Source organism: Cellulomonas shaoxiangyii (assembly GCF_004798685.1).
GTDB classification, from domain to species: domain Bacteria; phylum Actinomycetota; class Actinomycetes; order Actinomycetales; family Cellulomonadaceae; genus Cellulomonas; species Cellulomonas shaoxiangyii.
This window is the reverse complement of sequence record NZ_CP039291.1, coordinates 2,906,059-2,925,013: the sequence shown is the minus strand read 5'-3', so window position 1 is coordinate 2,925,013 and position 18,955 is coordinate 2,906,059. Positions and strand designations below refer to the sequence as shown.

At 74.3% G+C, this 18,955-nt stretch carries 14 protein-coding genes; 12 read left to right on the top strand and 2 right to left on the bottom strand.

All coding sequences use genetic code 11. The features are described from left to right. Positions 1 to 54: 54 nt before the first annotated feature. Complete coding sequence (locus tag E5225_RS13155) at positions 55 to 1,395, bottom strand: DNA recombination protein RmuC (protein WP_243738186.1); 1,341 nt, start codon at positions 1,393 to 1,395, stop codon at positions 55 to 57. Between the two features lie 140 nt (positions 1,396 to 1,535). Here E5225_RS13155 and E5225_RS13150 point away from each other — a divergent pair, with 140 nt between their 5' ends. The 6 genes from E5225_RS13150 to E5225_RS13125 all read left to right on the top strand — a co-directional run bounded on the left by E5225_RS13150 (position 1,536) and on the right by E5225_RS13125 (position 10,074). After that, complete coding sequence (locus E5225_RS13150; RefSeq protein WP_135973208.1) at positions 1,536 to 2,429, top strand: ABC transporter ATP-binding protein; 894 nt, start codon at positions 1,536 to 1,538, stop codon at positions 2,427 to 2,429. Continuing rightward, positions 2,405 to 3,964, top strand: coding sequence for a hypothetical protein (locus E5225_RS13145; RefSeq protein ID WP_135973207.1), 1,560 nt, complete (start codon positions 2,405 to 2,407; stop codon positions 3,962 to 3,964). Before E5225_RS13150 ends, E5225_RS13145 begins: the two co-directional genes overlap by 25 nt. 73 nt (positions 3,965 to 4,037) lie before the next feature. Further along, positions 4,038 to 5,123 carry a redox-regulated ATPase YchF gene (ychF, locus tag E5225_RS13140; RefSeq protein WP_135973206.1) on the top strand — a complete coding sequence of 362 codons (1,086 nt, stop codon included), beginning with the start codon at positions 4,038 to 4,040 and terminating at the stop codon, positions 5,121 to 5,123. A gap of 274 nt (positions 5,124 to 5,397) precedes the next feature. Continuing rightward, complete coding sequence (locus E5225_RS13135; protein ID WP_135973205.1) at positions 5,398 to 7,263, top strand: ABC transporter family substrate-binding protein; 1,866 nt, start codon at positions 5,398 to 5,400, stop codon at positions 7,261 to 7,263. Positions 7,264 to 7,462: 199 nt separating this feature from the next. Beyond that, positions 7,463 to 8,983, top strand: coding sequence for an ABC transporter permease (locus E5225_RS13130; protein WP_135973204.1), 1,521 nt, complete (start codon positions 7,463 to 7,465; stop codon positions 8,981 to 8,983). Next, on the top strand, positions 8,980 to 10,074 hold the full coding sequence (locus E5225_RS13125) for an ABC transporter permease (RefSeq protein WP_135973203.1): 1,095 nt from the start codon (positions 8,980 to 8,982) through the stop codon (positions 10,072 to 10,074). Before E5225_RS13130 ends, E5225_RS13125 begins: the two co-directional genes overlap by 4 nt. 17 nt (positions 10,075 to 10,091) lie before the next feature. Here E5225_RS13125 and E5225_RS13120 read toward each other — a convergent pair whose 3' ends face one another. Next, on the bottom strand, positions 10,092 to 10,715 hold the full coding sequence (locus tag E5225_RS13120; protein ID WP_135973202.1) for a hypothetical protein: 624 nt from the start codon (positions 10,713 to 10,715) through the stop codon (positions 10,092 to 10,094). Between the two features lie 78 nt (positions 10,716 to 10,793). Here E5225_RS13120 and E5225_RS18140 point away from each other — a divergent pair, with 78 nt between their 5' ends. The 6 genes from E5225_RS18140 (at position 10,794) to E5225_RS13090 (ending at position 18,856) form a co-directional block, all read left to right on the top strand. Beyond that, the gene (locus tag E5225_RS18140) at positions 10,794 to 12,638 is read left to right on the top strand and encodes an ABC transporter ATP-binding protein (protein ID WP_135973201.1); all 1,845 of its coding nucleotides are present in this window, start codon (positions 10,794 to 10,796) and stop codon (positions 12,636 to 12,638) included. A gap of 269 nt (positions 12,639 to 12,907) precedes the next feature. Continuing rightward, positions 12,908 to 14,821, top strand: coding sequence for an ABC transporter substrate-binding protein (locus E5225_RS13110; RefSeq protein WP_166435941.1), 1,914 nt, complete (start codon positions 12,908 to 12,910; stop codon positions 14,819 to 14,821). A gap of 144 nt (positions 14,822 to 14,965) precedes the next feature. Further along, a complete protein-coding gene (gene typA / locus E5225_RS13105; RefSeq protein WP_135973199.1) occupies positions 14,966 to 16,897 on the top strand; it encodes a translational GTPase TypA in 1,932 nt (643 codons plus the stop codon). Then, positions 16,894 to 17,862, top strand: coding sequence for an N-acetyl-1-D-myo-inositol-2-amino-2-deoxy-alpha-D-glucopyranoside deacetylase (gene mshB, locus E5225_RS13100; protein ID WP_135973198.1), 969 nt, complete (start codon positions 16,894 to 16,896; stop codon positions 17,860 to 17,862). The genes typA and mshB overlap by 4 nt, the downstream gene beginning before the upstream one ends. Positions 17,863 to 17,867: 5 nt before the next feature. Further along, positions 17,868 to 18,260 carry a hypothetical protein gene (locus E5225_RS13095; protein ID WP_135973197.1) on the top strand — a complete coding sequence of 131 codons (393 nt, stop codon included), beginning with the start codon at positions 17,868 to 17,870 and terminating at the stop codon, positions 18,258 to 18,260. A 23-nt stretch (positions 18,261 to 18,283) separates the two neighbouring features. Next, on the top strand, positions 18,284 to 18,856 hold the full coding sequence (locus tag E5225_RS13090; protein WP_243738185.1) for a flavin reductase family protein: 573 nt from the start codon (positions 18,284 to 18,286) through the stop codon (positions 18,854 to 18,856). Positions 18,857 to 18,955 lie beyond the last annotated feature (99 nt).

Below are 18,955 nucleotides of genomic sequence, written 5' to 3'. Positions count from 1 at the left end.
CCGGGCCCGTCCGGCCCTGGGCGCACGGCGAGATGGTGCGCCCGTCAGCGCCCGTCAGCCCGCACCCGTGCGGGCGTCGGCGTCGTGCCCGTCGCGCGCCCGCTCGTCGAGCACCACCGCCTGCGCGGTCGAGAAGGCGACCAGCTCGGGGGCGCTCACGGCGGCCAGGCGCGGGTCCGCGGGCGGGGGCGTCGGCAGGTCCTCGTCCACGACGTGCAGGTCCGCGAAGCGGCGGGCGCTCACCAGCACCCGGGTCTCGAGCGACGCGACGGTCTGGTTGTAGGCGCCCGCTGCCGTGTCGATCGCGCGGCCGAGGCGGGTGAGGTGCCCGCCCAGCGTGGCGAGGCGCCCGTGCAGCTCCTTGCCGAGCGTGAGGACCTGCTGCGCGTTCGCCGCGAGGGCGTCCTGCTTCCACGCGTAGGCGACGGTGCGCAGCAGGGCGAGCAGCGTGGTCGGGGTCGCCAGCACGACGTTGCGCTCGAACGCGTACTCCACGATCGCCGGGTCCTGCTCGAGCGCGGCGTGCAGGAAGGACTCGGCCGGCACGAACATGACGACGAACTCCGGCGCGGGGGCGAACTGGTCCCAGTAGCGCTTGGCCGCGAGGGAGTCCACGTGGGCGCGCAGGTGCCGGGCGTGGGCCGCCATCCGCTCCGCGCGGACGCGCTCGTCCGTCGCCTCGCTCGCCTCGAGGAAGCCGAGGAACGCGACCTTCGCGTCGACGACGACGTTCTTGCCACCCGCCAACCGCACCACCATGTCGGGGCGCAGCACGCCGTCGTCCGTGCGCACCGACGCCTGCTCGACGAAGTCGACGTGGGCGAGCATCCCCGCGGCCTCGACCACCCGGCGCAGCTGCACCTCGCCCCACCGCCCCCGCACGTGCGACGACCGCAGGGCCGTGACGAGCTGCGACGTCTGCCCCCGCAGGTGCTCGGACGCCTCGCGCATGGCGCGCACCTGCTCGCCGAGCGCGGCGTCGCCGGCGGCGCGCGCCCGCTGCGCGGTCGCGAGCTCGCCGCGCACCTGCTCCAGCGTGCGGGCGATCGGCTCGACCATCGTCCGGACGGACTCCTCGCGCCGGGCGAGCTCGGCGGCGCTGGTCTGGTGCTCGGCCGCCATGCGCTGGTGCGCGAGCGCGAGGAACTGCTCGCTCGTCGCGGTGAGCGCGTCCGCCGCGAGCGCGCGGAACCGCTCGTCGTCCCCGTCGCCGCGCGCCTCGAGGAGGGACCGTGCCCGCATCGCCTCGACCTCGGCAGCGCGGATGCGGCGCTCCGCCGTCCGCGCCGACCGCGCCCCCGCCGCGACCCACGCGACGGCGCCGCCGAGCAGCGCGCCGACGAGGACGCCCGCGAGCAGCGTGAGGACGAGCGCACCGACCGACATCTGCACCATGGCGCGCACCCTGCCAGGGCCCACCGACACCGGTGCCGCGCGCCGCGCCCGGAGCCACGGGCGCGTCCCGCGCCCCACGGGCGCCGGCGTCGCCCCCACGCAGCCCGGACCCCTACGGACCTGCACCTATGCTGGCCGCCATGGCGACCGAGCACCCGCCCGAGCCGGCCGACCGCGCGCCCGCCGCCCCGCCGACCACCCCGCCGACCACCCCGCCGACCGCCCCGCCGACCGGTGCGCCGGTCCCCGCCCCCGCCGGGGACGTCGTCCCGGGCGCACCCGCGCTCGAGCTGCGCGGCCTGTGGCGGCGGTTCGGCGAGAAGGTGGCCGTGGCCGGCGTCGACCTCACGATCCCCGCCGGCTCGTTCTACGGCCTCGTGGGGCCGAACGGCGCCGGCAAGACGACGACCCTCTCGATGGCGACCGGGCTGCTGCGGCCCGACCACGGCACGGTGCACGTGCACGGCGTCGACCTGTGGGCGAACCCGGTGGAGGTCAAGCGCTCGCTGGGCGTGCTGCCCGACGGCGTGCGGCTGTTCGACCGCCTCACGGGTGCGCAGCTCATCACCTACGCGGGGCTCCTGCAGGGCCTGGACCGCCCGACGGTCGAGTCGCGCACGGGGGACCTGCTCACGGCGATGGACCTCGCGGCGGACGCGAACACGCTGGTCGTCGACTACTCGGCGGGCATGACGAAGAAGGTCGCGCTCGCCTGCGCGCTCGTGCACGCGCCGCGCCTGCTCGTGCTCGACGAGCCGTTCGAGGCGGTCGACCCCGTGTCCGCCGCGAACATCCGCCAGATCCTCGCCCGCTACGTCGCGGGCGGGGGCACGGTCGTCGTGTCGTCGCACGTCATGGACCTCGTGCAGCGCATGTGCGACCACGTGGCCGTCATCGCCGGCGGGCACGTGCTGGCGGCGGGCACGGTCGACGAGGTGCGCGCGGGCCGGTCGCTGGAGGAGCGGTTCGTCGACCTGGTCGGCGGCCGCGTGACGGGGGAGGGGCTGGAGTGGTTGGGCACCTCGTCCGTCTGAAGCTCACGCTGCTGCGCAACAGCCTGCGGCGCAGCGTCTGGCAGGTGCTCGGGCTGGTCGCGGCGGCGCTGTACGGGGTGCTCGTGCTGGCGCTCGTGGCGGCGGGGCTCGTGGCGCTGTCGTTCCAGGACGCGGCGCTGCGCGAGACGGTGCTCGTGCTGCTCGGGTCCGCGCTCGTGCTCGGCTGGTGCGTCGTGCCGCTCGTCGCGTTCGGCGTCGACGCGACCCTCGACCCCCGCCGGTTCGTGACGTACGGCGTGCCGCGCCGCGACCTGCTCGTCGGGCTGACGCTCGCGGGCCTCGTCGGTGTGCCGGGCGTGGTGACGGCACTCGTGGCGCTCGGGACGGCCGCGGTCTGGTGGCGCGAGCCGCTCGCGGCGCTGGCGGCGGTCGTCGGTGCGGTCCTCGCGCTCGCGACGTGCCTCGTGGGGGCACGGGCGACGACGGCGGCACTGGCGCCGGTCATCGCCCGCAGGCGCGTCCGCGAGCTCGTCGCGGTCCTCGCGGTGCTGCTCCTCGCCCTGACGGGTCCGATCCTCGCCGGGCTCACGAACGGCGTCGCGGCACTCGGCGAGGGCGGGCTGCGGCGCGTCGTGGACGTCCTCGGCTGGACGCCGCCGGGCGCCGCGTGGGGCCTGGGGGCGGCGGTCGCGGCGGGGGACGCCGGCGCCGCCGCGCTGCGCCTGCTCGTGGCGGTCGCGACCGTCGCGCTCGCCTACCTCGTGTGGGACCGCGCACTCACGCGCAGCCTGGTGCAGCCCGTGGCGGCGTCGCACGAGGTGAAGGCGCGCGGCCTGGGCTGGTTCGGGCGGCTGCCGGCGACGCCCGCGGGAGCGATCGCGGCGCGCGCGGCGACGTACTGGCTGCGCGACCCGCGCTACGCGACGGCGGTCGCGATCGTGCCGGTCCTCCCCGTCGTCCTCGGCCTGTCGGGGGCGGGCGACATGCTGCTGGTCTGCGGGCCGCTCACCGGTGTCCTGGTGGGGTGGAGCGTCTCGGCGGACGTCGCCTACGACGGCACGGCCTTCTGGACCCACCTGGCCGCGCCGGTGCGCGGGGTCGTGGACCGGCGCGGACGCGTGGTCGTCGCCGGGACGCTGGGCGCGGTCGCGACGGTCGCGGTGACGGTCGGGACGGCGGTCCACGCGGACGCGGTCCAGCACCTGCCGGCGCTGCTGGGCGCGGGCCTGGGCCTGCTGCTCACGTCCCTCGGCGGGGCCTCGGTCGTCTCGGCCCTCGTCGTCTACCCCGTGCAGCAGCCCGGCGACAACCCGTTCTCCACCAAGCAGGGCGTGGGCGCGGCCGCGTTCACGTCGCAGCTCGTGGGTGGTACGGCGGTCCTGGCCCTCGCCGCCCCGACCCTCGTGCTCACGGTCCTCGCGGTCGTCCGCGGCTCGACGGCGCTCGGCTGGGTGGCCCTCGCCGTGGGGCTCGTCCTCGGCACGGGCCTGCTGGTGGGCGGCGTGGTGTGGGGCGGGCGGATCCTGGACCGCACGGGCCCGGACCTGCTGGGGCGCATGCGCGCGTTCCCGTGACGGTGGCGCCGGCCGGTGCCGGGACGGCGCCCGGCGACGACCGACCCGCGGCGCGCCCGTAGACTCGTCCGACGTGGCGCTCACCATCGGCATCGTCGGCCTGCCCAACGTCGGCAAGTCCACCCTCTTCAACGCGCTGACGCGCGCGCAGGTCCTCGCGGCGAACTACCCGTTCGCGACGATCGAGCCGAACGTCGGCGTCGTCCCGCTCCCGGACCCGCGGCTGGACCGGCTGGCGGAGATCTTCGGCTCGGAGCGCGTCCTCCCGGCGACGGTCTCGTTCGTCGACATCGCCGGCATCGTGCGCGGCGCGAGCGAGGGCGAGGGCCTGGGCAACAAGTTCCTCGCCAACATCCGCGAGGCCGACGCGATCTGCGTCGTGACGCGGGCGTTCGCGGACCCCGACGTCGTGCACGTCGACGGCCGGGTCTCCCCGAAGGACGACATCGAGACGATCCACACGGAGCTCGTCCTGGCGGACCTGCAGACGCTCGAGAAGGCCGTGCCGCGCCTGGAGAAGGAGGTGCGCGCCAAGAAGGCCGACGCCGCCGAGCTCGCCGCGGCGCAGCAGGCGCTCGGGCTGCTCGAGCAGGGCACGACCCTGTTCCAGGGTGCGGCGGCCGCGGGCCTCGACCTGGCCGACCTCGCGTCCTTCCAGCTGATGACGACGAAGCCGTTCATCTACGTGTTCAACACCGACGACGCGGGTCTGGCCGACACGGCGATGCAGGACGAGCTGCGCGCGTACGTCGCGCCCGCCGACGCGGTGTTCCTCGACGCCAAGTTCGAGTCGGAGCTCGTCGAGCTCGAGCCCGACGAGGCGCGGGAGATGCTGGGGGAGAACGGCCAGGAGGAGGCGGGTCTCGACCAGCTCGCGCGCGTCGGCTTCCACACGCTCGGCCTGCAGACGTACCTGACGGCGGGCCCCAAGGAGTCGCGCGCGTGGACGATCCGCCGCGGCTGGACGGCACCGCAGGCGGCGGGCGTGATCCACACCGACTTCCAGAAGGGCTTCATCAAGGCGGAGGTCGTCTCCTTCGACGACCTCGTCGAGACCGGCTCGGTCGCCGCGGCGCGCGCTGCCGGCAAGGCGCGCATCGAGGGCAAGGACTACGTGATGGCGGACGGCGACGTCGTGGAGTTCCGCTTCAACGTCTGACCCTCCGCGGGGGCCGCTGGCGCGACGTCACCCGGACGTGGTAAGTATCACGCGTGTTTCCGGCGCGTTGCGGCTGTGCGCGTCTCGTATGATGGACGGTACTCACCAGTATCAATCAGGTAACGATCGACCTGGGCACCTGTCCATGCCCGATATGTCCGTTGGCGCGGGGCTAGCGTTGGCGCAATTCCCGGCGGGCGAGTAAGGCTCCGCGGGCACCCCGCGCCAGACGTGGGACTGCTGCGGCCGCGCCCTCCACGTCTCAGGAGGAACATTGAGGATTACACGCAAGGCTGTCCTCGCGTCGGTCGCTTCAGTCAGCGTCCTTGCGCTCGCGGCCTGCTCCGGCTCGGACGGTGGCGACACCGCCGAGGGTGAGGGCGACAACGCGGGCATCAACGCCAACACCGCGATCAACATCGCCTGGAACCAGCCGTTCTACTCCTTCAACGGCGAGAGCATCACGGGCAACGCGACGGCCAACAACATCATCACGTACATGGCCAACTCGCGCTTCGTCGACTACAACATGGAGCTGGAGCTCGTCGCCGACGAGTCCTTCGGCACCATGGAGAAGGTCAACGACGACCCGCTGACCGTCGAGTTCACCTACGCGGACAGCGCGATGTGGTCCGACGGCGTCGCGGCCGGCCCGGCCGACCTGCTCCTCGAGTGGGCGGCCCAGAGCGGCAAGTTCAACAACGTGGAGCCCGAGCTCGACGACGAGGGCAACGTCACGAACCAGGAGGCGGTCGACGCCGGCGTGTACTTCGACGCCGCGAGCCCCTCCGTGGCGCTCATCGAGGAGACGCCGACGATCGAGGACAACTCGATCACGATGGTCTACTCCAAGCCGTTCGCGGACTGGGAGACGTCGCTCGACAGCAACCTCCCCGCGCACATCGTCGCGCAGCGCGCCCTCGGCATCGAGGACCCGGAGGAGGCGACCGAGGCACTCGTCGCCGCCATCACGGAGAACAAGCCCGAGGAGCTCTCCAAGATCGCGAAGGTCTGGAGCGAGGACTGGAACTTCGCCTCGCTGCCGGAGGACGAGGACCTGCTGGTCACCTCGGGCCCGTACGCCATCACGGACTTCGTCGAGGAGCAGTACCTCACGCTCACGGCCAACGAGAACTACGAGGGCGACCGCCCCGCGGCCTTCGACCAGATCACGGTCCGCTACAACGGCGACCCGATGGGCCAGGTCCAGGCGCTGCAGAACGGTGAGGTCGACCTCATCAGCCCGCAGTCGACGGCCGACGTCCTGACCGCGCTCGAGGCGATCGACACCATCGAGGTCGAGACGAACGTCGAGGGCACGTACGAGCACGTGGACATGCAGCAGGCCAACGGCGGCCCGTTCGACCCGGCCACCTACGGCGGCGACGCCGAGAAGGCCAAGCAGGTCCGCCAGGCGTTCCTCAAGACGATCCCGCGCGAGCAGATCGTCGAGAACCTCATCAAGCCCCTGAACCCCGAGGCCGAGGTCCGCAACTCCTTCACGCAGGTCCCGGACTCGCCGATGTACGAGGGGATCGCCGAGGCCAGCGGCCAGGGCGCCGAGTACGCCGACGTGGACATCGCGGGTGCGCAGGCACTGCTCCAGCAGGTCGGCGTCACGACGCCGGTCCAGGTCCGCCTGCTGTTCGACCCGAACAACACGCGCCGCTCGAACACGTTCGAGCTCATCAAGACGTCGGCCGCCGAGGCCGGCTTCGACGTGATCCCCTACACGGTCCAGACCGACTGGGGCACGGACCTGTCGAACGCCACGGCGTTCTACGACGCGGCGCTGTTCGGCTGGCAGTCGACCTCGACGGCCGTCACCGAGCCGGACGCGAACTTCCGCACCGACGCGACGAACAACTACTACGGCTACTCGAACCCCGCGGTCGACGCGCTGTTCGACGAGCTCCAGGTCGAGACCGACCCCGCCGAGCAGGAGCGCATCCTGGGCGAGGTCGAGAAGCACCTGGTGGACGACGCGTTCGGCGTGACGATCTACCAGCACCCGGGCATCACGGCCTACAACCCGGAGAAGATCAGCAACGTCCAGAAGCTGGGCATCGCGCCCACGATCTTCTACGGCTTCTGGGAGTGGTCCGCGGGCGACGCGGCCACCGACGACGCGACCGAGTGAGTCGTCGGGTCCCCGGCGCGGTGAAGCCCCGCGCCGGGGCCCCGACAGTGCTCGACGACAGAGGGCGCCGAGGCTCCGACCGCGGCGCCCTCCGTCGTGCGCGTACGCTGCCCCACCGTGACACCCCCGCCCACCTCAAGCGGAAGCCGCCGGGATACGATCCCCGTCGTCCGGCTTCCTGTCCCTGCGAGGTAGCCCTGTGCTGAACTTCCTCCTGCGCCGCCTCGCGGCCGGACTCGTCACGTTGTTCGTGGCGCTGTTCCTCATGTACATCCTGGTCAACGCAGCCATCGACCCCCTGGCCGACCTGATCGAGAGCACCGCTGCCAACAAGGAGCAGCTCATCGCGCAGCGGACCGAGCAGCTCGACCTGGACGTCAACGTCGTCATCCGGTTCTTCTGGTGGATCGGCGCCCTGTTCACCGGCGACATGGGCGAGGCGTGGCAGTCCGGCCAGGCCGTGAGCGACCAGCTGACCCGCGCGATCGGGTCGACCATCGAGCTCGTCTCCGCCGCGACCGTGCTGTCGCTGCTCGTGGGCGTCACGGTCGGGATCGTGTCGGCCCTGCGCCAGTACAGCGCGTTCGACTACGTGATCATCTTCTTCTCGTTCCTCCTGTTCTCGCTGCCGTCCTTCTGGGTCGCGGTGCTGCTCAAGCAGTGGGGTGCGATCGGCTTCAACGACTTCCTGCGCGACCCGGTGATCGCCTGGCCGGTGATCATCGGGGCCTCGCTGCTCGTCGGGCTGCTGTGGGCGCTCGCGATCGGCGGGACCGCGCGACGGCGCGTGCAGGTGTTCGCGATCGCCGCCGCGGCCAACGTGGCGCTCCTCGCCTACGTGCAGCTGACCGGCTGGTGGGAGCGTCCGCAGATCGGGCCCGTGCTGCTCGCGCTGCTGGGGGCCGGGTCCGCGTTCGCCGTCGCCGGCGTCTTCGCGGGCCTGCACAACCGGCGCGCGCTGTACGCGGGCCTGACGGTCGTGGCGTTGGGCGTGGCGCTCTACTTCCCGATGCAGGTCGCCTTCGACCAGATGACCGAGTCGCACTGGCTCACGGCGCTCCTCGCGCTCGTCACGGTCGCCGTCGGCTACGGCATCGGCCGCCTGTACGGCGGGCCGGACTGGCGGCTGTCGGCGCGCACCGGCGCGGCCGTGGCGCTCGTCATGGGGACGCTGATCTTCGTGGACCAGGTGATGAGCGTCTGGGGCCCTTACTTCGACGCCCTCGGCGGCCGGCCGATCCCGACCTTCGGTGACCGGACGCCCAACCTCGGCGGCAACTACTGGGTGCAGGTGCTCGACTCCTTCACGCACCTGATCCTGCCGACGGCGACGCTGGTCCTCATCGCGTTCGCGTCGTACACCCGCTACGCACGCTCGAGCATGCTCGAGGTGATGAACCAGGACTACGTGCGCACCGCCCGGGCCAAGGGCCTGCCGGAGCGTCTCGTCATCGTGCGCCACGGGTTCCGCAACGCCCTCATCCCGCTCGCGACCATCGTCCCGATCGACGTCATCACGCTGATCGGCGGCGCGGTCATCACCGAGAACGTGTTCGGACGGCCCGGTATGGGGCAGCTCTTCGTCCGCTCCCTGGATCACGCGGAGATCGAGCCGGTCATGGCCTACCTGCTCGTCGTCGCGTCCCTCGCCATCATCGCCAACATCGTCGCGGACCTCGTGTACGCGGCGATCGACCCCCGGATCCGGTTGGACGCATGAGCACCTCCACGACACCGCAGCCCGAGGAGCGGCTCGAGAACGCCATCGAGCTCCAGGACGTCGCCGGCCTCTCGCAGGGCCAGATCGTGCGTCGCCGGTTCTTCCGCCACAAGGGCGCCATGATCGGCCTGGCCGTCCTCGCCCTGACCGCCCTGCTCGCGCTGACCTCCGTCGGCGTCGGGCCCGTGCCGGGGTGGTGGCAGTGGACGCCCTACGAGCACGGCCCGGTCGTCAACCCGGGCGGTGCACCGACGTTGTCGATGCCGACCTGGCTGGGCGGCGACGGCTTCGCGATCGGCGCGCACCCGTTCGGTCAGGACGAGATCGGGCGCGACATCTTCGCGCGGGTCATGGCCGGCGTGCAGACGTCGCTGATGGTCATGGTCATCATCGGCGGGGTCGCCGCGCTCATCGGCGTGGCGGTCGGCGCCGCGGCGGGCTTCTTCCGCGGTCGCGTCGACACGCTCCTCATGCGCGCGACGGACCTCGTCATCACCATCCCGACGATCGTCATCGGTGCGGTGGTCGGCAAGCTCGCCGGCGGCGTCTCGGGGGTGGTGTTCGCGCTCGCGCTCGGACTCATCCTCTGGACCACGCTCGCGCGGCTCGTGCGCGGGGAGTTCCTCTCCCTGCGCGAACGGGAGTTCGTGGACGCGGCCCGTGTGGCCGGGGCGAGCGACCTGCGGATCATCTTCAAGCACATCCTGCCCAACGCCATCGGCACGCTCATCGTGGCGGTCACGCTGCTCATGAGCTCGGCGATCCTGCTCGAGACGGCGCTGTCCTACCTCGGGTTCGGCATCGTCCGGCCGGAGATCTCGCTGGGGCAGCTCATCAACGAGTACCAGCAGGCGTTCTCGACGCGCCCCTGGCTGTTCTGGTGGCCGGGCCTGTTCATCGTGGTCATCGCCCTGACGATCAACTTCATCGGTGACGGGCTGCGCGACGCGTTCGACCCCCGGCAGAAGCGGATCCCGTCCGAGCGGAAGATGGCGCAGGCGATGGAGGCGGACAGCACGGCCGAGCGCGCCCGCGTCAGCAGCGTCCGTGGGGACCAGGCCACCGACACCGGCTCGGGCAGCGGCACGTGACGTGCCCCCGCACCGCGTCAGCCGGTGACGAGCACGGCGACGCCCGCCGCGGCCAGCACCACGGCCGCACCCAGGCCGAGCACGTGCACCCGGCGCGTCGGGCGCAGACCGTGCTCGGTCCTCGCGCGCTCCGCGCCGTCGAGGTACCCGGCACGCACCAGCGCGTCGTGCCGGGCCTCTATCGCGTCGCCGACGGTCTCGGCGGTCGGCCGGTAGGAGCGGACGGGCCGGTCGCCGGCCGGCGGCCCGCCCGTCGGTGCGACGTCGTCGTCCGCACCGCGTCGGCGGAGCGCGCCGGCAGCGGCGCTCCCGCGCGGGGCCACCGCGACCTGCACGTCGCCGTCGGTGGTGTGCACCACGAGGGACCAGCCGCGCGTCACGCCGCGGTAGGTGGGCCACGGCACCCGCACCGTGCTCAGCACGTTGCGCACCACCAGCTCGCCGTCCGAGACCTCGACCGCCGGGCGCCAGAGCAGCGCCCAGACGGCGAGCACGACCAGCGCGACGAGCGGCAGCAGGCGCAGCGCCTCACGGGCGCCGTCCTGCACCGCGACCGCGCCCAGCGTGACGACCCCCGTCGCGGCCGCCGCGACGGTCAGACCTCGTCCGTACCCCGATGTGAACTCCTGCGTGGCACCCACGTGGCCATGCTCGCAGACCCGCGCACCGCGGCCGCCCCGACCGGGCGGACCGTCGGTGAGCAGGAAGGACGCTGAACGGTGGCCCTCGAGACCCCTCCCGCACCGACCACGACGCCCGTGCTCTCGGTGCGCGGCCTGTGCGTCGACTTCTACGTCGACGGGCGCTGGCACCCGGCCGCCGTCGACGTCAGCTACGACGTGCGCCCCGGGGAGGTGCTCGCCATCGTCGGCGAGTCCGGCTCGGGCAAGACGCAGTCGTCCATGGCGCTGCTCGGGCTCCTGCCCGCGAACGGCCGTGCGCGCGGCTCGGCCCTCATGGGCGACCGCGAGCTGGTCGGCATGCCGCACGGCAAGCTCCGCCGCGTGCGCGGACGGGAGATCTCGATGATCTTCCAGGAGCCGATGACGGCGCTGAACCCCGTGTTCACGATCGGGTACCAGATCGTCGAGACGCTGCGCGCGCACTTCGAGATCGGCCCGGCCGAGGCGCGCGAGCGCGCGGTCGAGCTCCTGCGGCTCGTCGACATCCCGAACCCCGAGAAGCGCGTGGACTCCTACCCGCACCAGCTCTCGGGCGGGCAGCGGCAGCGCGCGATGATCGCCCAGGCGCTCGCGTGCGACCCGCGGCTGCTGATCGCGGACGAGCCCACGACGGCGCTCGACGTCACGGTGCAGGCGGAGATCCTCAAGCTCATGCGGGACCTGCGCGAGCGCATCGACGCGGGCATCGTCCTCATCACCCACGACATGGGCGTGGTGGCCGACATGGCGGACAACATCATCGTCATGAAGGACGGGCGCGTCGTCGACCAGGGCGCGGCCCTGGACGTCTTCCGCAACCCGCAGCACGAGTACACGCAGCGCCTGCTGGACGCGGTCCCGCACCTCGGGCGGGGGACGGCCACCACGGCGGCGCCCGTCGCGCGCGCAACCGTGTCGGAGCCGGCGCGCGCCGGCGCCGCCGCGCCGCTGAGCCCGGACGCGGAGCGCGAGGTCGTCCTCGACGCACGCGACATGGTCATCGAGTACCCGGGCCGGCGCCGCACGCCGGCGTTCCGCGCCGTCGACGGCGTCTCGCTCGAGATCCGCCAGGGCGAGGTCGTCGGCCTGGTCGGCGAGTCGGGCTCGGGCAAGACGACGATCGGCCGCGCCGCGGTCGGTCTGCTGCCGGTCACGGGCGGGCAGCTCCGGATCGTCGGGCACGACATGGTCGGCGCGTCGATGAAGGACCTCAGGCCGCTGCGGACCAAGGTCGGCATCGTCTTCCAGGACCCGGGCTCGTCGCTGAACCCGCGCCTGCCCATCGGCGAGTCCATCGCCGAGCCGCTGCTGCTGCACCGCGGCGTCAAGGGGCAGGAGCTGCAGCGGGAGATCGAGCGGCTGCTCGACCAGGTGCGCCTGCCGCGCGCCATGCGCAACCGGTACCCGCACGAGCTGTCCGGTGGTCAGCGCCAGCGCGTCGGCATCGCCCGGTCGCTCGCGCTGGAGCCCCGCCTGCTCGTCGCCGACGAGCCCACGTCCGCGCTCGACGTGTCGGTGCAGGCGGCGGTGCTCGACCTGTTCCAGGAGCTGCAGCGCGAGCACGGCTTCGCGTGCCTGTTCATCAGCCACGACCTCGCGGTGGTGGAGATCCTCGCGGACCGCGTCGCGGTGATGCGCAACGGCAAGCTCGTCGAGGTGGGGCCGACCGCGCAGGTCGTCAACGCACCGCAGGACCCGTACACGCAGCGGCTCATCGCCGCGGTGCCCGTGCCGGACCCGGAGGCGCAGCGCGAGCGGCGCATGGCGCGCGACGCCCTCCTCGAGGCGCAGCACGCCGAGGTCCTGGCGGAGGAGGCGCGCCACGCCGAGCAGGCGGGCCGCGCCGAGGCCCTCGGGATCGACGAGATCGACAACGAGCGGACGCAGCGCCCCGGCATCTGAGCCCGCGCACGCCGGACGCCCGGTCCCCCAGCGGGGCCGGGCGTCTGCGCGTGCGGGGCGCGGGCCGGCCGGCCCGCCGGCGCACCCTCTCGTGGTGGTCCGCTACGGTCCGGAGGGTTCCGTCCGTTCTGCCACTTCAGTCCTGACCCGGTCACGCCGATAGGGGGACGACGGCTGCGGACGGGTGACGGCCGGACGGGTGGACGCGCGTGCGCGGGAGCGGAGGAACGGTGCGGACGGACGGGACGGGTCGGGCGCGTGGTGGGCGAGTGCGCGTCGTGGCAGCGGGCGCGCTGCTCCTGGCGCTGACGGCGGCGTGCAGCGCCGACCCGGTCGACCCGGCGCGCGCCGGCACGGTCGTCGTGGCCGCGGACCTGCCGTTCGCGTCCCTCAACGCCGGGACGGTCGCGGGCCGGGCGCCGGGGAGCGTGCTGGTGCGCGGCCTCGTGCAGGCGGGATTCGTCGCGCTCGAGCCGGACGGCACCGTCACGCCCGACCCGTCGTTCGGCACGGTCGAGAAGGTCGCCGACGCACCACTGACCGTCCGCTACACGATCGCGCCGACCGCCCGGTGGTCCGACGGCGTGCCCGTGACGCCGGCGGACCTGCTGCTCGAGTGGGCCGCGCGCAGCGGGCAGCTCGACGAGGTCGTCCCGGAGCTCGACGCGGGCGGCCTGCCCGCGGACCCCGCCGCGCTCGACCAGGTCGTCGCGTTCGCCGCGACGTCGCCGGCGCTGGCCCACGCGTCGGCCGTGCCGGTCGTCGACGGCGCGACCGTCACGGTCGTGTACGACCGGCCGGTGGCCGACTGGCAGCTCGCGCTCGACGTGAACCTGCCGGCGCACGTCGTCGGCCGCCTGGCGCTCGACCCGGCGGCGCCCGCCCTGCCCGCGGCTGCCGCCCCCACGGCGTCCGCGACCGCGACGCCCACGCCCGGCCCGACAACGGCCGCCACCGGCACGTCGTCCGCCTCCACCACGCCGACCCCGTCGGCCGACCCCACGGCGGAGGCCGCGACGTGGGCCGCCGCCGTCACCACGGCCGTGCAGCAGCAGGACCGCGCCGCGCTGGTGCCCGTCTCGCGCGTCTGGCGGGCGGCGGGCGCGTCGGGGGACGTCGCCGCCGACCCGACGCTGACGACCACGACCGGCCCGTACGTCCTGGAGCGGGTGGACCAGGACGGCGTCGAGCTGGTCGCCAACGACGCCTACGCGGGTGACCGTGCCGCGCGCTGGGACCGGCTCCGCCTGCGCACGGACCTGGACCCGCTCGCGCAGGTGGACGCCGTGGCCGCCGGCGACGTGGACGTCGCGGCACCGCTGAGCACGGCCGACGTGCTGGCCGCCGCGGCCGACGCCGACGGCGTCGCGACGCGCACCGGCGGGGACGCGGTGCTGCAGCTGGTCCTGCAGGAGCGTGCGGGCGGCCCGTTCGACCCGGCCGCCCACGCCGACGCCCCCGACCCGGCGGCCGCGGCGGCCGCGCTGCGTGCCGCCTTCGTGGCGGCCGTCCCGCGCGCGGACGTGGTGGCGGCGGCGGTCGCGCCGCTGTGGGACGACGCCCGGCCGTCGGACGTCGTCGCCGCTCAGGCCGGCCCCGACGCGCCCGCGGCCGAGGTCGACGCCGCGCTGCCGCCGGAGCCCGACGCGGCGCCGGACGACGCGCCCGTGACCGTCCGCCTGCTCGCGGCGACGGACGACCCGGTCCGCGCCCGCGCCGTCGAGGTGCTCACGCGCGCCGCGGAGCAGGCGGGCCTCGACGTCGTGCCGGCGCAGGTCGAGGACCCGGTGCAGGCGCTGCGCGGCGAGGCGGCCGCGTGGGACGCCGCGCTGGTCCCGGTCGCCCAGGGCGACCTGCCCGTCGCGTCGTGGGTCGCACGCTGGCGCGGGGACGGCGCCGCGAACGTCACGGGGCACGCGGACCCGGCGCTCGACGCGGCGCTCGACGCGGCGGCGGTCACGGTCGACCCGGCGGCGCTGCCGGCGATCCTGGCGCAGACCTCGGGGGACCTGGTCGCGGCGGGCGCGGTGCTGCCGCTCGTGCGCACGCCGGCCGTCCTGCTGGTCGCGGACCGGGACGCGGAGGACGACGCCGGGCTGCCGGTCGTCACGGGAGTCGACGTCCTCGCGCCGGCGCGGGCGGACCTGACGTCGTGGTGGGACTGGGCCCGGACGGACGGCTGACCGCGCCGCCGGCCCGCCGCGCCGCCGCCTGCGCCCGGGCGGGGGAGACAGGCGTCACTGACGTGGTTCGTGGGTGCGGCCGGTAAGATGGGTGCGCGCCGCTGTCGGCGCGTCCCCTCCTCCTCGCTGAGATGAGTTACCCGTATGCCCGCAACCGGCCAGGCCGCCGCCGTGCGTTCCGACCTGCGCAACGTCGCGATCGTCGCCCACGTCGACCACGGCAAGACCACCCTCGTCGACGCCATGCTCTGGCAGTCGGGCGCGTTCGGCGCGCACGACCACGTCGACGAGCGCGCGATGGACTCGGGCGACCTCGAGCGCGAGAAGGGCATCACGATCCTCGCGAAGAACACCGCGATCCGGTACGCCGGTCCCGCGGCCGCAGCGGTCGGCCAGCCCGACGGCGTGACGATCAACGTCATCGACACCCCGGGCCACGCCGACTTCGGTGGCGAGGTCGAGCGCGGCCTGTCGATGGTCGACGGCGTCGTCCTGCTCGTCGACGCGTCGGAGGGCCCGCTGCCGCAGACGCGCTTCGTGCTCCGCAAGGCGCTCGCGGCGAAGCTGCCGGTCATCCTGCTCGTGAACAAGGTCGACCGCCCCGACGCGCGCATCGACGAGGTCGTGCACGAGGCGACCGACCTGCTGCTCGGCCTGGCCTCCGACCTGCACGAGGAGGTCCCGGACCTCGACCTCGACGCGATCCTCGACGTGCCCGTCGTGTACGCGGCCGCCAAGGTCGGGCGCGCGTCGCTCACGCAGCCCGCCGACGGCGGCCTCCCGGACAGCCCGGACCTCGAGCCGCTGTTCGCGACGATCCTCGAGAAGATCCCCGCGCCGACGTACGACCCGCAGGCCCCCCTGCAGGCCCACGTCACCAACCTCGACGCGTCCCCGTTCCTCGGCCGCCTCGCGCTGCTGCGCATCCACAACGGCACCCTGCGCAAGGGCCAGACGGTCGCGTGGGCGCGGCACGACGGCACGCTGCAGAACGTGCGCATCACCGAGCTGCTGGAGACGAAGGCGCTCGAGCGCGTCCCCACGGACGCGGCCGGCCCCGGTGACATCGTGGCCGTCGCCGGCATCGAGGACATCACGATCGGCGAGACGCTCACGGACCCGGACGACCCGCGCCCGCTGCCGCTCATCACGGTCGACGACCCGGCGATCTCGATGACGGTCGGCATCAACACCAGCCCGCTGGCTGGCAAGGGCGGCAAGGGCCACAAGGTCACGGCCCGCCAGGTCAAGGACCGCCTCGACCGCGAGCTCATCGGCAACGTGTCGCTGCGCGTGCTGCCCACCGAGCGTCCCGACGCGTGGGAGGTCCAGGGCCGCGGCGAGCTCGCGCTGGCGATCCTCGTCGAGCAGATGCGCCGCGAGGGCTTCGAGCTCACCGTCGGCAAGCCGCAGGTCGTCACGAAGAAGGTCGACGGCCAGGTGCTCGAGCCGACGGAGCGCATGACCATCGACGTCCCCGAGGAGTACCTGGGCGCCGTCACGCAGCTGCTCGCGCAGCGCAAGGGCCGCATGGAGACGATGAGCAACCACGGCACCGGCTGGGTGCGCATGGAGTTCGTCGTCCCGGCGCGCGGCCTCATCGGCTTCCGCACGCGGTTCCTCACCGACACCCGCGGCACCGGCATCGCGTCGTCCATCGCGGAGGGCTTCGAGCCGTGGGCCGGCCCGATCGAGACGCGCGTCAACGGGTCCCTCGTCGCGGACCGGTCGGGTGTCGCGACGCCGTTCGCGATGCTCAACCTCCAGGACCGCGGGACGTTCTTCGTCGAGGCGACCTCCGAGGTGTACGAGGGCATGGTCGTCGGCGAGAACGCGCGCAACGAGGACATGGACGTCAACATCACCAAGGAGAAGAAGCTCAACAACATCCGCTCCTCCACGTCGGAGTCGTTCGAGAACCTGGTGCCGCCGCGCAAGCTCACGCTCGAGGAGTCCCTCGAGTTCGCGCGCGAGGACGAGTGCGTCGAGGTGACCCCCGAGGTCGTGCGCATCCGCAAGGTGGTGCTCGACCAGACCGAGCGGGCACGGCAGACGGCGCGCAACAAGCGCGCGTGACGCCGACGCGCACCGGCGGGCTGCTCGCCGTCCACGCGCACCCGGACGACGAGTCGCTCGCGACCGGTGCGCTGCTGGCGACGTGGGCGGCCGCCGGTCGCCCGGTCACGGTCGTCACCGCGACGCGCGGCGAACGCGGCGAGGTGATCGGCGAGCGGTGGGCGCACCTCGAGGGGGACGGCCCGGCGCTCGCCGGCCACCGCGTCGGGGAGCTCGCCGGTGCGCTGGCCGCGCTCGGCGTGCGCGACCACCGGTTCCTCGACGAGGTCGCGGACGGCGGCGCCCGCTACGAGGACTCCGGCATGGCATGGGTCGGTGCGACGCGCGCGGGCGCACCCGACGACGTCCCGCCGGGTGCCTTCGTCGGCGTGCCGCTCGAGGAGGCCGCCGGCGCCCTCGCGCGCGTGCTGCGCAGCCGCCGCCCCGAGGTCGTCGCGACCTACGAGCCCGGCGGCGGCTACGGGCACCCCGACCACGTGCGCACGCACGAGGTGACGCGGCGGGCGCTGGAGCTCGCCGCGCGCGAGGGCGACGACGCCGGGTCCGCGCACGTCGTGCCCGTCGTGCTGTGGGCCGCGCAGGGCCGGGCCGCGCTGCGACGAGCGCAGGCCGCGCTCGCCGGCCCCGAGGTGCGCGCCGCGCTGGGCCGTGCGGTCGAGGACCTCGACCTCCCGGACGCCGCGGGTGAGCCCGCGAGCGTCGCGGTGCCCGACGACGCGCTCGACGTCGAGGTCGACGTGCTGCCCGTGCGCGAGCGCGTGCTCGGTGCGCTGCGCGCGCACGCAACCCAGGTGCAGGCGGTGCGGGCCGTGGACGGCGACGCCGCGCTGGTCGGCTGCTACGCCCTCAGCAACCGCGTCCTCGCACCCGTCCTGCCCGTGGAGGCGTACCGCTACGCGCCCGGCAGCCCGCGGGCGGGGCAGGCGCGCGTCACGTGGCCCGCCGGCGTGCGCCCGGTAGCGTGACGCCCGTGCAGCCGCCCACCACCGCGCTCCTCGCCCGCGGCGCCGCGACCTTCCTGCTCGGTGCCGTCGTCGGGGTGCTGGGCACGCTGATGCACCGCGCGATCCGCCCGTGGGGGCTCGTCCTCTGCGTCCTGCTCGTGCTCGTGGCGGTGCTGACCGCGCGGGCGTGGGGCGGCTGGCCCACCTACGTGGGGGCCGTCGGCGGGCTGTTCCTGAGCACGCAGGTGCTGGCCGGCGAGGGCCCCGGTGGCGACGTGCTCGTGCCGGGGACCGACCTGTGGGGCTGGGGGTGGCTCCTCGGCGCCCTCCTCGCCGTGGTGCTCGTGGCGCTGGTCCCGCGGCGCTGGGTCCAGGACGACCCGGCGCCCGGCGGCAGCCCGGGGCACCCGCTGCCGTGACCGGCCCGGAGCCGACGGGTGCTGTGCCGACCGGTGCAGGGCCGACGGGTGCGGTGCCGACCGGCGCGGTGCCGACCGGTGCGGACCGCGCTGCCGGTCCCGACTCGCCGCCCGTCGACGAGGACGCGTTCCGCGCCGCGGTCGGCCGGCTCCCGGCCGGCGTCGCCGTGGTCACCGTCGTGCGCCGCGGGGTCGCGCACGCGACCACGGTCAACTCCGTGGCGTCCGTCTCGCTCGACCCGCCCCTGCTGCTGTTCTCCGTGCACGCGGACTCACGGCTGCGCGAGGTGCTGGACGACGTCGACGGCTGGGCCGTCAGCGTCCTCGCCGACGACCAGGCCGACGTCGCCGACTGGCTCGCCTCGCCGGGCCGGCCCGCCGTCGGGCAGCTCGACCGCGTCCCGCACACCGCCGCCCCGGTCTCGGGCGCGCCGTGGATCGCCGGTGCCGCGGCGTGGTTCGACTGCCGCACCGTCGCCGTGCACGGCGCCGGGGACCACGACGTCGTCGTCGGGGCGGTCCGGGCGGTCGCGCAGGGCGGTGCCGCCGCGGGCGGGCTCGTGCACCTGCGGGGACGCGTCCGCGGCGTCCGCTGAGCACCAGGCGCGGGCGCGCGCGGCGGGCGGGTGATCCTCCCTCCGGGGGACGAGAACGCGATCCGGGGGGCGGCGCCGCGCCGTAGACTCGCCCGGGCG